Source organism: Amycolatopsis sp. 505 (assembly GCF_031625235.1).
Taxonomy (GTDB): Bacteria; Actinomycetota; Actinomycetes; order Mycobacteriales; family Pseudonocardiaceae; genus Amycolatopsis.
In genome coordinates this window covers 193,767-206,683 of record NZ_JACKQP010000011.1, presented here as the reverse complement: position 1 = coordinate 206,683, position 12,917 = coordinate 193,767, and the positions used below count along the sequence as shown (strand labels likewise).

Annotated in this window: 13 protein-coding genes and 1 pseudogene; 6 read left to right on the top strand and 8 right to left on the bottom strand. The window is 71.2% G+C overall.

The genetic code is table 11. The features are described 5' to 3' along the window. Positions 1-12 precede the first annotated feature (12 nt). Complete coding sequence (locus tag H5965_RS36335; protein WP_310975759.1) at positions 13-1,521, top strand: MDR family MFS transporter; 1,509 nt, start codon at positions 13-15, stop codon at positions 1,519-1,521. Positions 1,522-1,553: 32 nt separating this feature from the next. Here H5965_RS36335 and H5965_RS36330 read toward each other — a convergent pair. From H5965_RS36330 to H5965_RS36320, 3 genes and pseudogenes are all read right to left on the bottom strand, one after another. Next, positions 1,554-2,533 (bottom strand): annotated as a pseudogene (locus H5965_RS36330) (IS481 family transposase). Positions 2,534-2,659: 126 nt separating this feature from the next. Next, the gene (locus tag H5965_RS36325; RefSeq protein WP_310975532.1) at positions 2,660-3,541 is read right to left on the bottom strand and encodes a TIGR03854 family LLM class F420-dependent oxidoreductase; all 882 of its coding nucleotides are present in this window, start codon (positions 3,539-3,541) and stop codon (positions 2,660-2,662) included. Positions 3,542-3,594: 53 nt separating this feature from the next. Then, complete coding sequence (locus tag H5965_RS36320) at positions 3,595-4,032, bottom strand: MarR family transcriptional regulator (RefSeq protein WP_310975530.1); 438 nt, start codon at positions 4,030-4,032, stop codon at positions 3,595-3,597. Positions 4,033-4,118: 86 nt separating this feature from the next. Between H5965_RS36320 and H5965_RS36315 the strand changes: the two genes are divergently transcribed. Next, positions 4,119-4,496 carry a DUF5313 domain-containing protein gene (locus tag H5965_RS36315; RefSeq protein ID WP_310975758.1) on the top strand — a complete coding sequence of 126 codons (378 nt, stop codon included), beginning with the start codon at positions 4,119-4,121 and terminating at the stop codon, positions 4,494-4,496. A 15-nt stretch (positions 4,497-4,511) separates the two neighbouring features. Then, positions 4,512-5,447, top strand: a complete 936-nt coding sequence (locus H5965_RS36310; protein WP_310975529.1) for an RluA family pseudouridine synthase — start codon at positions 4,512-4,514, stop codon at positions 5,445-5,447. 21 nt (positions 5,448-5,468) lie between these two features. Here the strand turns inward: H5965_RS36310 and H5965_RS36305 are convergent, their stop codons facing one another. Further along, a complete protein-coding gene (locus tag H5965_RS36305) occupies positions 5,469-6,047 on the bottom strand; it encodes a hypothetical protein (RefSeq protein ID WP_310975757.1) in 579 nt (192 codons plus the stop codon). Positions 6,048-6,291: 244 nt separating this feature from the next. Between H5965_RS36305 and H5965_RS36300 the strand changes: the two genes are divergently transcribed. Together H5965_RS36300 and H5965_RS36295 are read left to right on the top strand one after the other, a co-directional pair. Next, the gene (locus tag H5965_RS36300; protein ID WP_310975528.1) at positions 6,292-6,867 is read left to right on the top strand and encodes a dihydrofolate reductase family protein; all 576 of its coding nucleotides are present in this window, start codon (positions 6,292-6,294) and stop codon (positions 6,865-6,867) included. A 65-nt stretch (positions 6,868-6,932) separates the two neighbouring features. Beyond that, a complete protein-coding gene (locus tag H5965_RS36295) occupies positions 6,933-7,559 on the top strand; it encodes an alpha-ketoglutarate-dependent dioxygenase AlkB (RefSeq protein ID WP_310975527.1) in 627 nt (208 codons plus the stop codon). A gap of 3 nt (positions 7,560-7,562) precedes the next feature. On the opposite strand, the gene H5965_RS36290 is transcribed toward H5965_RS36295, so the two are convergent. Genes H5965_RS36290 through H5965_RS36275 form a run of 4 tightly spaced genes read right to left on the bottom strand, consistent with a single transcriptional unit; the run spans position 7,563 to position 11,787 of the window. Further along, positions 7,563-8,840: a cytochrome P450 gene (locus H5965_RS36290; RefSeq protein ID WP_310975526.1), complete on the bottom strand. Its 1,278-nt coding sequence runs from the start codon at positions 8,838-8,840 to the stop codon at positions 7,563-7,565. A gap of 53 nt (positions 8,841-8,893) precedes the next feature. After that, entirely contained in the window at positions 8,894-9,538 is a 645-nt protein-coding gene (locus tag H5965_RS36285) for a methyltransferase domain-containing protein (protein WP_310975525.1), read from the bottom strand. Between the two features lie 10 nt (positions 9,539-9,548). Then, positions 9,549-10,118, bottom strand: coding sequence for a hypothetical protein (locus H5965_RS36280; RefSeq protein WP_310975523.1), 570 nt, complete (start codon positions 10,116-10,118; stop codon positions 9,549-9,551). 13 nt (positions 10,119-10,131) lie between these two features. After that, a complete protein-coding gene (locus H5965_RS36275; RefSeq protein ID WP_310975522.1) occupies positions 10,132-11,787 on the bottom strand; it encodes a peptide-N4-asparagine amidase in 1,656 nt (551 codons plus the stop codon). Between the two features lie 129 nt (positions 11,788-11,916). Between H5965_RS36275 and H5965_RS36270 the strand changes: the two genes are divergently transcribed. Continuing rightward, on the top strand, positions 11,917-12,912 hold the full coding sequence (locus H5965_RS36270) for a LacI family DNA-binding transcriptional regulator (RefSeq protein WP_310975520.1): 996 nt from the start codon (positions 11,917-11,919) through the stop codon (positions 12,910-12,912). Positions 12,913-12,917: the final 5 nt, after the last annotated feature.

Here is a 12,917-nt window from a genome sequence, read left to right as displayed (position 1 = left end):
AGCACCCCGCCGATGACGACGTCCGCCGCCACCACGGGAGTCGGCTTCCGGTCCGAACGCGGCCCGGTCCTGATCGCGGTCATGCTCAGCACGGCGCTGGTCGCGCTGGACAGCACGATCATCGCGACCGCCGTCCCGTCGGTGGTCCGCGACCTCGGCGGGTTCGCGCAGTTCCCGTGGCTGTTCTCGATCTACCTGCTCACCCAGGCGGTGACGGTGCCGCTCTACGGCAAGTTCGCCGACGTCCTCGGCCGCCGTCCGGTGATGTTCTTCGGCATTGCGGCGTTCCTGGTCGGCTCGGTGCTGTGCGGTGCCGCCTGGAGCATGCCGGTGCTGATCGCCGCCCGCGCGGTCCAGGGCATCGGCGCCGGCGCGATCCAGCCGATGTCGATGACGATCATCGGCGACCTGTACACGGTGGAGGAACGCGCCCGGGTGCAGGGCTACGTGGCCAGCGTCTGGGGCGCGGCTTCGGTGGTCGGCCCGACGCTCGGCGGCCTGTTCGCCGAGTACCTGGACTGGCGCTGGATCTTCTTCATCAACCTGCCCCTGGGCGCGATCGCGGCGCTGATGCTGTTCCGCGGCTTCGCCGAGCGCGTCGAGCGCAAGCCGCACAAGGTGGACTACCTGGGCGCGGGCCTGCTCACCATCGGCTGTTCCTTGATCATCCTCGGCCTGCTCGAGGGCGGCGTCGCGTGGGCGTGGGGTTCGGTGCCGAGTGTGGCGATCTTCATCGCGGGCGTGGTCCTGCTGGTGGCGTTCGTACTGGTGGAGAAGCGCGCGGCGGAGCCGGTGCTGCCGCTGTGGGTGTTCACGCGGCGGGTCCTGGTCGGCGGCAACCTGGTGGCGGTGGTGGTGGGCGCGGTCCTGATGGGACTGACGTCGTACCTGCCGACGTACGCCCAAGGAGTGCTCGGCGCGGGGGCGCTGGTGGCGGGCTTCGCGGTGGCGGCGCTGACGGTGGGCTGGCCGATTTCGGCGTCCCTGGCGGGCAAGATCTACCTACGCATCGGCTTCCGCGACACGGCGTTGATCGGCAGCGTGTTCATCATCGCCGGCGGTGTCCTGGTGGCTCTGCTGGGCGCGGGTTCTTCGCTGTGGGCGGCGGCTTTCGCGGCGTTCGTCCTCGGGATCGGGCTGGGGCTGGCGGCGAGCCCGACGTTGGTGGCGATCCAGTCGGTGGTGGGCTGGGACCGCCGCGGCGTGGTGACGGCGACGAACCTGTTCAGCCGCTCCCTGGGCAGCGCGGTCGGGGCGGCGGTGTTCGGGGCGATCGCGAACGCGACGCTGGCTTCGCGGTTCGCTTCGCCGCCGCCGGGAGTGGGACCGCTGCCGCCTTCGGTGGACGCGACGAGCCTGGTGCTGGGCGGGCACGCGGACGATTCGCCGGCGGCCGTCTTCGTGCGCGGGGCCCTCGCCGATGCGACGCACTACGTGTTCCTGGGCCTGCTGGCCGTGGCCGTGCTGTCGGTGGGGGCGCTGGTGCTGATGCCGCGGAAGACCGAGCAGCTGGAGTTCTGAGCACTGGTCACCGAGGACCGGGCCGGCCGCCCCTAGTTGTGGTGTCCAGGGAGGTTGGTCAGCCGGGTGACCGGCGGCTTGCCGCCGGTTGAGCTGTGGGGTCGATGGTGATTGTAGAAGTGCAGCCACCCCGGCAGCGCCGCCCGCCGCAGTGTCTCCGTCGGGTAGAAGCAGGCGTAGGCCCACCCGTCGGCCAGCGTCCGGTGGAAACGTTCGATCTTGCCATTGGTCTGCGGCCGGTAAGGCCGGGTCCGTTTCGGGATGATCCCCAGCTCGGCGCATGTGTCTCGCCAGGCGTGCGAGCGGTAGGCCGAGCCGTTGTCGGACAGGACTCGTTCGACGGTGACGCCGAGGTCGGCGAACCAGGCGACCGCGCGGCGCAGGACTGCGGTGGCGGTGGCGGCGGTTTCGTCGGTGTGGATTTCGGCGTAGGCGACGCGGGAGTGGTCGTCGATGACGGTGTGCACGAACGCGGTCCCGGTGCGGGGCTTGTAGTCCGCACCGCGAGGCAGACCCGGCGTGGCGCGTTTGTTGACCTCGCCCTGTTGCCGGCCGACGTAGCGGTGTCCGCCGCCGTCGGGGATGTTGCCGAACTTGGTGACATCGACGTGGATCAGCGAGCCGGGGTGGTCGTGTTCGTAGCGGCGCAGTGGTTCGCCGGTGACCCGGTCGATGCGGGACAGGCGGTTGATCCGGCAGCGCACCAGGACCGCGTGCACGGTGGAGGCGGGCAGGCCGAGCCGGCCGGCGATCTGGACCGGGCCCAGCCGCTGCCGCCACCGCAGCTTCACGATCGCCCGGACCACCGGCCCGGGCTGTGGTGGGGCCGGCTGCTGCGATCAGCCATCCCGGCCGCGCCCTCATCGCGGTAGCGCTTGGCCCACTTCGCCGCGGTCTTTGCCGCGACCATGAATATCTTCGCTGCTTCGGCGCAGGTCCAGCCTTGCTCGACGATCAGGCGGGCCAGTCGTAGCCGGGTGCGTGGGGTCAGGGTGGCGTTAGGGTGGGACACGAAGGCCTCCGGAGGCGTGATGTGGTTCCTAGACAGCTCCACTTCACAACCGGAGGCCTTCACCTGTCAGCACGACAGGCCGACACCGGGTCACCTCAAATCGGAACAACGTCCTGGACATCACACCTAGTTCTGCAGCGGCACCAGCTCCGCCTGGAACTTCTCCAGGAACCCGTCGAAATCGGCGTGCGCGGGCCGGATCACGAACTTCGACAGCCCGGCCTCGATGTGCTGCTCCACCAGCCGGCGGGCCTCCGGCCAGCTCGTCGCCACCAGGTCCGTCAGCGGGACGCCGGGGCTGCGGCGGGCCGCCACCGCCGCGAGTTCGTCCGGGATCCCCCGGTCCGCGACGGCCAGGCTGAGCCCGAAGTGGTCCTCTTCGATCTCGCGTCCGGCCTCCGCCGCCGCCCGCTGGATCGCGAGCCGGGCGTCGCGGGCCTGGGCGGGCGGGTGGAAACTGCCGAGCCAGCCGTCCGCGAGGCGGCCCGTGCGGCGCAGCGCGGCCGGGGCCGATCCGCCCAGCCAGACGTCGAGGCGCTTCGCCGGTTTCGGGCCGAGGCGGACGCCGTCGACCTGGAAGAACTCGCCGTCGAAGGAAACCTCGTCCTCCTCCAGCAGCCGGCGCAGGAGGACGAGCGATTCGTCGAACACCGCGGCACGGCGGCCCGGCGGCACCGGGAACAGACCGGCTTCGGCCGCGCGGGCCGGGCGGAGGCCGAACACCGGCAGCACCCGCTTGGGCGCGAGCCCGGCCAGCGTGAGCAGCTGTTTGGCGACCAGCACCGGGTGCCGGCCCGGCAGGATGGCAACCCCGGTACCGACCTTCAGCTTCGACGTCCGCGCCAGCGCGTGCGCCATGCCGATCATCGGGTCGACCTCGGGCGAGTAGACCAGCTCCGACAGCCACAGCGAATCGACGCCCGCGTCCTCCAGCCGGGCCGCCAGTCCGGCGAACTCCGCCGGCCCGGTCCCGGCCGCGGGGGCGACACCCAGCCTGATCTTCAGCAAGATTCCTCCCGGAAGGCTCTCCGGGAGCAACGCGCCGGGCGGCCGGGAATTCCTCAGGCGGTCGCGTCGATGACGCGGGTCAGCGCGGCGTGCAGGGCTTCCAGCTCGGCGACGTCCATCCCGAGCGTCTCGACCACCTTGTACGGGATCTTCTCCGCCTCCGCCCGCAGCGCCCGGCCCGTCCCGGTCAGCTCGACCGTCAGCTGCCGCTCGTCCGAACGATTCCGGGTGCGCGTGACGTACCCGAGCGCCTCCAGCCGCTTGAGCAGCGGTGACAGCGTCGCGGGTTCGTGGCGCAGCGCCGCACCGAGGTCCTTCACCGAGCGCGGCGAGCGTTCCCACAGCGCGAGCATCACCAGGTACTGCGGATGGGTCAGGCCGTACGGCTCGAGCAGCGGCCGGTAGATCGCGATCACGCTGCGCGAAGCCACCGACAGCGCGAAGCACACCTGCCGGTCCAGCTTCAGGGGGTCCTCACCCAGGTCGATCATGGCCCCGATCCTCCTGTGTCGTCGATCGCGCTATTGATTAGCGCACTAAGCATTAGTGTACTATCAGACTCATGGAACGACCGAGTGTGCTCCGCTGGTTCGGCTACGCCGTGGGCGTGCGGCTCCCCGAGCGCTACAACGACTGGGCGTTGCACGACGCGACGTCGAAGCACTGGCGGGCCCGGTTCGTGCTCCAGCGGTCGATCGGCATCGCGCCGCTGTGCGCCGTGTGGCTGCTGCTGCCCGGGTCGATCTGGCTGCGGCTCTCGCTGGTCCTGATGGCCGCCCTGGTCGCGTACTTCTATTCGTGCGCGTACATGGAGGAGAGCGTCGAGCACCGGCTCGGCCGGCAGGGCTTCCCGCACAACACCGGGCGCCGCATCCGCGCCGAGGCCGCCGAGGCGAAGAACGCCGAGGCGACCGCTCGCTACCTCGCGCGCTACCGGACGCCGTCCGAGGGTTAGTTACAGTCGGGGGCGATGAGACGCAAGCTCCGCCCGCCGATCCCGCCCCGCCACGGGCTGGACCCCGCCCGGCTGAAACTGCCCGACGGCGAGTGGCCGACCCTGCTGGCGCACCTCGTCGACCGGCTGCCGCGCGTCGCGCCCGACCGCATCGAGCAGATGCTGCGCGAAGAGCGCATCCACGGCACCGACGGGCCGCTCGGCATCGACACGCCGTACGCGCCGGGCTCGTTCATCTGGTTCCACCGGGACCTCCCCGACGAGGTGCCGGTGCCCTTCGCGATCGACGTCGTGCACCGCGACGAGCACCTGCTGGTGGTCGACAAGCCGCACTTCCTGGCGACGATCCCGCGCGGCCGGCACATCCTGGAGACGGCGCTGGTGCGGCTGCGCCGCGACCTCGACCTGCCGCACCTGTCCCCCGCGCACCGGCTGGACCGCGTCACCGCGGGGCTGGTGATGTTCGTGATCACGCCGGAGCTGCGCGGCAAGTACCAGACGCTGTTCCGCGACCGCCGGGTGCACAAGGAGTACGAGGCGATCGCGCCCTACGACCCGGCCCTGGCCCTCCCCCGGACCGTCCGCAGCCGGATCGTCAAGGACCGCGGGGTGCTGGCCGCCCGGGAGGTGCCGGGCGAGCCGAACGCCGAGACCTACGTCGAGCTGCTCGAACACCGCTCCGGCCGGGGCCGGTACCGGCTGGTCCCGTCGACCGGCCGGACGCACCAGCTGCGCGTGCACCTGAGCGGCCTCGGCGTCCCGATCCTCGGCGACGACTTCTACCCGGTGCTGCGCGAGAAACCCCTGGGCGACTTCACGAAACCGCTGCAGCTGCTGGCCAGGGTCCTCGACTTCGACGACCCGCTGACCGGCGCGCACCGCCGGTTCACCAGCCGGCGGCGGCTGTCCGCCTGGGACGACCCCGAAGCCTGGGCGGCGCCCCCGGCGTGACCGGAGACGCCGCCGCGGCCGTCACTTGCGCCAGAACTTGACGCCGCTCCACTGCACCGTGATCGGCCCGGCGCCGCTCGCCGTTCGGTAGCTGCCGAACTTGTCGTAGTAGCTGCCGCCCGGGCTCGAGATCGTCTGCTTCAGCGAGCCGTTGAGGTACACCTTGTGCGAGCTGCCGACCTGGTTGATCGTGTTGACCCGCACCGACGTGCCGACGGTCGCGCCGCTGCCCAGCGTCGCCCCGCCCTCCACCGCGTACATCCGGCCGCCCTTCTCGACGGCCAGCATGAAGTACGGCCCGGCGTTCGAGCCGTCCCGGAAGGTCTGCTTGAGGCTGATCCGGGAGCCGGACATGCTGGTGATCTTGAAGGAGCCCTCGAACTGGTGGGTGCCGCCGGTGTAGGTGGTGTAGCGGCGTTCCGCGCGCTGGTCGCCGCTGCCGGTCGAGCAGGTGAGCTGGAAGGTCAGCCCGGAGATCTGCCCGCACCCGCGTTCCTGTTCGGAGTAGCCCGGCGAGTCCGCGGTCCACGGACCGGTCCCGACCTGGCCGTCCGCCACCGGCGTGAGCAGGGTGAGCCCCAGCGCCGCCGCCGCGAGCACGCCCGCACCGTGAAGTCTGCGCACCGTCAACCTCCTGTGTCACTCGAGGCGGCGGTGGCTCGGCGAAAGGTCCAGACCTTTATCCGGCGTGCCAGTGACTGTACGAGCCCGCGGGACGGCGGGCAAGACCCACTTTCCGGCCGCGCGGTGTGTCGGAAGTTTTCTCCGGACGCGGTGTCGAATCCGGCTCGCCCCGTTCGACAGACTTGCAGAAGCAGGATCGACCACCTCCGAGGAGCACCGCATGCGCACCCTGATCTCCACCTCGTTCGTTTCGCTCGACGGCGTCGTCGAGGCCCCCGGCGGGGAGCCGGGCTACCGCAACGCGGGCTGGACGTTCAAGGACATCGAGTTCGACCCGGCCGCCTACGCCATCAAGGGCAGCGAGCAGGAAGAGGCCACCGCGCTGATGATGGGCCGGGTCAGCTACGAGGCGTTCGCGCCGGTCTGGCCGGGCATGACCGCGGAGTTCGCCGGCTACAACGCGATGCCGAAGTACGTCGTGTCGACCACCCTCACCGAGGCGGACCTGGTGGACAACTGGGGCGAGACGACGATCCTGCGTTCCCTGGACGAGGTCGCGGCCCTGAAGGAGACCGAGGGCGGCCCGATCATCGTCAACGGCAGCGCCACCCTGAACCGCGGCCTGGCCGACGCGGGCCTGATCGACCGCTACCACCTGCTGGTGTTCCCGGTCCTCCTCGGTGCCGGCAAGCGGCTGTTCAGCGAGACCGACAAGGACAAGCAGAGCCTGAAGCTCGTCGAGAGCGAGGCCTACGGCAACGGGATCCAGAAGCTGGTCTACGACGTCACGCACTGACCGCGGCCGGCCCTCGCGATGTTTCACATAGAACATCTGTTCGAACATCGTGTACGGTCGGACCCATGACCACTCCGGCTCTGCAGGCATCGCTGTTCGGCGAGTCCGGCCCTGTCACGCTGCACGCCCTGGCGCCCCGCCGGACCGAACTCGGCTCCGGCGCGTGGGTCGACGTGCAGCCGGGCTGGCTCGCCGGCGCCGACGAGGTGTTCGCCGGCCTCGTCACCGGCGTCCCGTGGCAGGCGGAGCGGCGGAAGATGTACGACCGGGTCGTCGACGTCCCCCGGCTGCTGTGCTTCTACGGCGAGTCGGAGCCGCTCCCCCACCCCGTGCTGGCCGAAGCTCGCGCCGCGCTGAGCGAGCACTACGCCGGCGAACTCGGCGAGCCGTTCCGCTCGGCCGGGCTCTGCTACTACCGCGACGGCCGGGACAGCGTCGCGTGGCACGGCGACACGATCGGCCGCGGCAGCACCGAGGACACCATGGTCGCGATCCTCTCGGTGGGCACCGCCCGCCAGCTCGCCCTGCGCCCGCGCGGCGGCGGCGACCTCCGCCGGTACGCCCTCGGCCACGGCGACCTGATCGTCATGGGCGGCTCGTGCCAGCGCACGTGGGAACACGCGGTCCCGAAGACGACCCGGGCGGCCGGGCCGCGGATCAGCATCCAGTTCCGGCCGCGCGGGGTCCGCTGAACGTCAGTCCACCAGCACCGGCAGCTCGTCCAGACCGTACACAATGGACACCTTGCGGAACGACAGCCGCTCCTCCGGCACCGCGAGCCGCAGGTTCGGGAAGCGGCGGACGAGCGCCGGGTACGCCGTGCGCAGTTCCATCCGGGCCAGCTCCGCGCCGATGCAGCGGTGGATGCCGTAGCTGAACGCCAGGTGCGACGTCGGCTCGCGGGTCGCGTCGAACGTCTCCATGTCCGCGCCCAGCTTCGGGTCACGGTCGGCCGCCGACAGCGACACCAGCACGATGTCGCCCTCGGCGATGCGCACGCCGCCGATCTCCATGTCCTCCTTGGCGAACCGGGGGAACGCCATCTGCACCACGGTCAGGTAGCGCAGGAGCTCCTCGACGAAGCGGTGCACGGATTCGTCGTCGCCGCGGACGGCGTCCATCGCCTTCTCGTCGCGCAGCAGCACCAGCGCGCCGAGCGCCAGCATGCTCGCCGTGGTCTCCAGGCCGCCGGTGAGCACGCCGTCGGCCAGGCCGGCCAGCTCGCGGTCGTCGATCTCGTCGCCGTGTTCCTTGATCAGCATGCCGAGCAGGCCGTCCCCGGGCTGTTCGCGCTGCTTCTTGACGATGTCGAGCAGGTACGTCAGCGACTCCGACATCGCGCCGAGCGAGGCGCCCGCGCCGCCGAAGAGGTCGAAGCGGGCGGTGCTCAGCCGTTGGAAGTCCTCGCGGTCCTCATAGGACACGCCGAGCAGCTCACAGATGGTCAGCGACGGGATCGGCAGCGCGAACGCCTGCCACAGGTCGACCGGGCCGTCGGCCGCGGCCATCGCGTCGAGCTGCTCGGCGACGATCTCGTCGATGCGCGGGGCCAGCCGGCCGAGCCGGCGCATGGTGAACTCCGGCGTCAGCAGCTTCCGCAGCCGCGTGTGCACCGGCGGGTCCGCGAAGCCGAGGCCGCCCGGGTTCTGGTCGGCGGTCACGCCGGCGTTGCCGACGAGGTTGCCGAAGTCGCTGGAGAACCCGGTGGCCTTCCCGAGGACGGCCTTCGCCTCGTCGTAGCCGGTGACGAGCCAGGCGTTCATCCCGAACGGCAGGTCGAGCTTGCCGATCGGCGCCTCGCTGCGCTGCGCGGCCATCGCGGGGACCGGGTCGAGGCCGTCCCGCTTCAGCGGCAGCAGCGCCGAATCGGGCAGGATCGACGACATCTTTTCGAGGTCGAAGCCCTTTTTCGACTGCCGGGCGAGGTAGCGCCGGCCGACCCAGCCCAGGACCCGTGAGCGGAGACTCCCCATGGGACCGACAGTACCGTACTAGCCCGATCGGGTGAGGGAAGGCGAGACGGGGTTCACGCCGGCTTGCGGGCCAGCAGGTACGCCTGCGGCGTCTTCTCGTACGGACCGTGCGGTTCCCGGACCAGCCGCGCTTCCACCACCAGCCCGGCGGCGACGCACAGGTCGGCCACGTAGTCCGGCGGCAACCGGTAGGCGTCGAAGGAGACGTCGTGGCCGTAGCCGTGCGTGATGTGCCGGCGCTCGTCGCCGACCTGGAACCCGGTCAGCAGCCGGCCGCCGGGCGCCAGCACCCGCGCCAACTCCGCCACCACCGGCGGCAGTTCGGCCGGCGGGGTGTGGATCAGCGAGTACCACGCCACCGCCCCGGCCAGGTGGCCGTCGCCGAGGTCGAGGGCGGCCATCGAACCGACCTCGAAGCGCAGCCCGGGGTGCGTCCGCCGGGCCACCTCGACCATGCCGGGCGAGAGGTCGACGCCGAACACGTCCAGCCCGAGCGAGGCCAGGTACCCGGTCAGCCGGCCCGGGCCGCAGCCGAGATCACCGACCGGGCCGCTCGTCCCGACCAGTTCGGCGAAGGTGGTCAGCATCGCCCGGTCCCAGGGGCTCTCGTCGAGCAGGTCCCGCAACTGCTCGGCGTAGGAGCCGGCGACGGTGTCGTAGGCGATCCGGGTCTCGGTCACGAAGGCGGGTTCGGTCATGGGCCGGACCCTATCCGGCCAGGGTGTCGACGCCGAGTTCCGCGCGGACTTCCGCCAGGAACGCGTCCCTGGCGCGCTCGGCTTCGCGCAGAGCCACCTCCCGGGAGTGGACGTCCATGCCCGTGGAGGAGCTGACGGTGATCCGCGCGCCGACCGCAGCCTGCACGAGATCGTCGGCCAGCGCGCGAATGCGGGGCGAGGCGAGGATGTCGACCGCCGCGTGGAAGGACGCGGCGGCGTGCGCATGCTCGCCCATGAGTTTCATGGACTCACCGGGCGTTTCGCCACGCGCCACTGCCTCCATACACTTGAGCAGCTCGCTCAGGTACTCGCCGGTCTCCTTGAGCAGACCGGCGTAGGCGTCCTTGCGCTCCTGCGACCAGTGCAGCGTGATCGCGTGGGCGCGCTCGGCGGCCAGGCGTTCGACCTCTCGCCGGTGCCGCAGTTCCTCCCGCGCGGCTTCCCGCTCCCACCGCCGGTCTTCCCGGCGGCTGTTGATCAATTGGCCCGTGACGACCCCGACCAGGCCGATGACGCCCACGACGATGGGTACCCAGACCGAGACCTGACCGGAAGCCATGGCGGCAGCCTAGTCAGTGCGGTGGCAGTTCCCGGTTCTCGGTGATCAGCCCGTGCTCGCTCGCGACGTAGTGGAAGTATGGCCGCCCGAGGTCGTCCGAGCCGGTGAAGAGCGTCTTCGAGCGGCCGTCGGCTTCGGTGTTCACGCCGTTCGTGCGGGCCAGCACCCCGGATGAAGCCAGCCACTCCCGCGACGCGTTCACCGGCCGCCAGTTCCGGCCGTCGCCGGTGGCGTCACCGAGGATCTTCGTCATGTCCACCGAGCCGGAGATCCGCAGGTTCTGGTCGTCGGTGATGTTCGCCGTCGCGTCCGTGGTCAGCGGGTAGGACCAGGTGTGCCTCGTCGCGCGGACCCGGCCGTCCACTGTGGACGTCGACGTCTGCTGCCCGGAGTCCGCCTGCACGACGTGCTGGGTGAAGCCGCCGCCGGTGACGTCGTCGCTGTTGCGGTAGTCGCGGGTGCGCTCGACGCGGGTGTACACCCGGCCGGCGGAGGTGTCGACGTAGCCGGCCGTGACGTCGTGTCGCTTGGCCGTGACCGTGACGTTCACGCCGCCGGAGATGTCCTTGACCGTCGTCTGCCGGGCCGTCGCGGCCGCGACGTCGTGCTGGACGAGGGCGCCGGACGTCTGCGCCGCGTTTTTGTCGGTGTAGAGCAGTAGCGTCGGGACGACGGTGAATTCGCCGCCGATGTCCGGGAAGGAGAACGAGAGGTCATGGGTACCGCCGTCGACGAGACGGCCCGCGAACGGCGTGACGTCGTAGGTCTCGGCGTGCAGGCTGAAGGTGTCGATCGCGACGACCGGCCGCCACAGCTGCGGCACGATCCCGCCGGAGTAGATGTGCGGGAAGGTGAACGCGCTCCCGGCGGCGATCCCGTCGATCGCGAAGTTCGCCTCGCGGTACGGCCCCTTCCCGCAGAGGCCGGCCGCCGGGTACTTCGCGGCCACGGCGTCGGGGACGTCGTCGAACCACTGCTCGTCGCAGGCGTGGCCTTCGAGCGTGACCTCGAGGTAGGCGCGGGTGATGTTGCGCGGCAGGCCCTGGGCGGTGAAGTGCACGGTGGGCGCGGCGGGCGTCGCGTCGGCGTGCCCGAACCCGGCGACGTGGGCAGGCGTCTCGGGCGCGGGGTGCCGGGGATCGGCCTGGTAGTAGGTGAGCGTCACGGTCTGGGCGTAGACACCGGTGTAGATCGGCGAGGTGTAGTTCTCGACACCGCCGTGGAAGGGCTGCGGGGTCCGCAGCAGGGCGGAGTACGGCGTCAGGTCCTTGTCGAAGTGGTAGGTGATCGCGCGGCGGCCCTCGCCGCTGGGCTCCTCGGTCGTCCCCCACCAGACTTCGGTGCCGCCGATCCGCAGGTCGCCGATCCGGTCGTACTGCCGCCCGCTGACGGTGACGGTCTGATCCATGACGACCTTCGCCCACGGCCCGGGGCAGGCCTTGGGCGGGGTGAGGGTGCCTTCGTAGTACCGCGGGCTGCCATCGGCGGCGTTCGAGCGGAAGCCGTCGGCGAGCGTGACGGTGCAGTGCGGCGTACCGGGCCGGGTGACGCCCGGCGCGGCGGTGACGGGATTGTCGGTGTCGCCTTCCACAATGGGCGCAGCCGAGGCGACCGCCCCGGCGAACACCCACGTCAGCACCAGTGACAGGACGATCGTGAAGATCCGCACCCGGACTCCTCCCCGTGGCAGGCACACCCGGCCCGAGCCTAGCGGCGCGATCATCCGACCAACGTCGGTAATCGGCTCCTGAAACGTTTCAGATCGTGGTAGGCTCGCACGTCTCAACGAGGGGGTCCGGTGGTCGGCATCAAGGACGTCGCCAAGCGCGCGGGCGTCTCCATCGGCACGGTGTCCAATGTGGTCAACCGGCCGCACGTCGTCGCGGCCGCCACACGCAGCCGCGTGCTTTCGGTGATCGAGGAGCTCGGGTACGTGCGGGACGAGTCCGCGCGGCAGCTGCGGGCCGGGCGCAGCCGCGTCATGGGGCTGCTCGTGCTCGATCTCGGGAACCCCTTCTTCGTCGACGTCGCCCGCGGGGCCGAGCAGGCCGCGCACGCCGAGGGCCTCAACATCATCACCTGCAACAGCGGGCAGCGGTCCGAGCTGGAAGCGTCCTACCTGGCGATGTTCGCCGAGCAGCGGGTGCGCGGGGTGCTCCTGAGCCCGGTCGCGACGTCCGGCGAGGCGCTGCGGACCTTCCGGCGCACCGGCACGCCGTACGTCTTCGTGGACCGCAAGGCTCCGGCCTCGGAGGCGAGCTCGGTGTCGGTCGACGACGTCGCCGGCGGCGCGCTCGGCGGACGGCACCTGCTGGAGACCGGGCACCGGCGGATCGCGTTCGTCAACGGGCCCGCCATCCTCGCCCAGTGCCGCGACCGCGAGCAGGGCCTGCGCACCGCACTGGCCGGCTCCGGAGCGGAACTGACCGTGCTGGAGGCGATCGGCCTCGACGTCCCTTCCGGCCGCGACGCCGGTGCACGCCTGCTCGGCACGAGCCCGCGGCCGACGGCGGTCTTCTGCGCGAACGACCTCCTCGCCCTAGGCGTGCTGCAGGCGATGGTCGGCGCGGGCGTGCGCGTCCCGGACGAGATGGCGATCGTCGGCTACGACGACATCGAGTTCGCGGCCGCGGCGGCGGTCCCCCTGACGTCGGTCCGCCAGCCCGCTCGCCGCCTCGGCCGCACGGCCGCGGAACTACTGCTGGCGGAGACGTCGGACACGAAACCCGAACGGCAGGCCGTCGTCTTCACCCCGGAGCTGGTCGTCCGCGAATCGACCCGGGTGCGCCGCTGACCTTT

Excerpts from the sequence above, each read along its gene's own strand:
- H5965_RS36335 (WP_310975759.1), top strand. The coding sequence starts at position 13 with ATGACGACGTCCGCCGCCACCACGGGAGTCGGCTTCCGGTCCGAACGC.
- H5965_RS36320 (WP_310975530.1), bottom strand. The coding sequence starts at position 4,032 with ATGATCGACCTGGGTGAGGACCCCCTGAAGCTGGACCGGCAGGTGTGC.
- H5965_RS36310 (WP_310975529.1), top strand. The coding sequence starts at position 4,512 with ATGAGACGCAAGCTCCGCCCGCCGATCCCGCCCCGCCACGGGCTGGAC.
- H5965_RS36300 (WP_310975528.1), top strand. The coding sequence starts at position 6,292 with ATGCGCACCCTGATCTCCACCTCGTTCGTTTCGCTCGACGGCGTCGTC.
- H5965_RS36295 (WP_310975527.1), top strand. The coding sequence starts at position 6,933 with ATGACCACTCCGGCTCTGCAGGCATCGCTGTTCGGCGAGTCCGGCCCT.
- H5965_RS36290 (WP_310975526.1), bottom strand. The coding sequence starts at position 8,840 with ATGGGGAGTCTCCGCTCACGGGTCCTGGGCTGGGTCGGCCGGCGCTAC.
- H5965_RS36285 (WP_310975525.1), bottom strand. The coding sequence starts at position 9,538 with ATGACCGAACCCGCCTTCGTGACCGAGACCCGGATCGCCTACGACACC.
- H5965_RS36280 (WP_310975523.1), bottom strand. The coding sequence starts at position 10,118 with ATGGCTTCCGGTCAGGTCTCGGTCTGGGTACCCATCGTCGTGGGCGTC.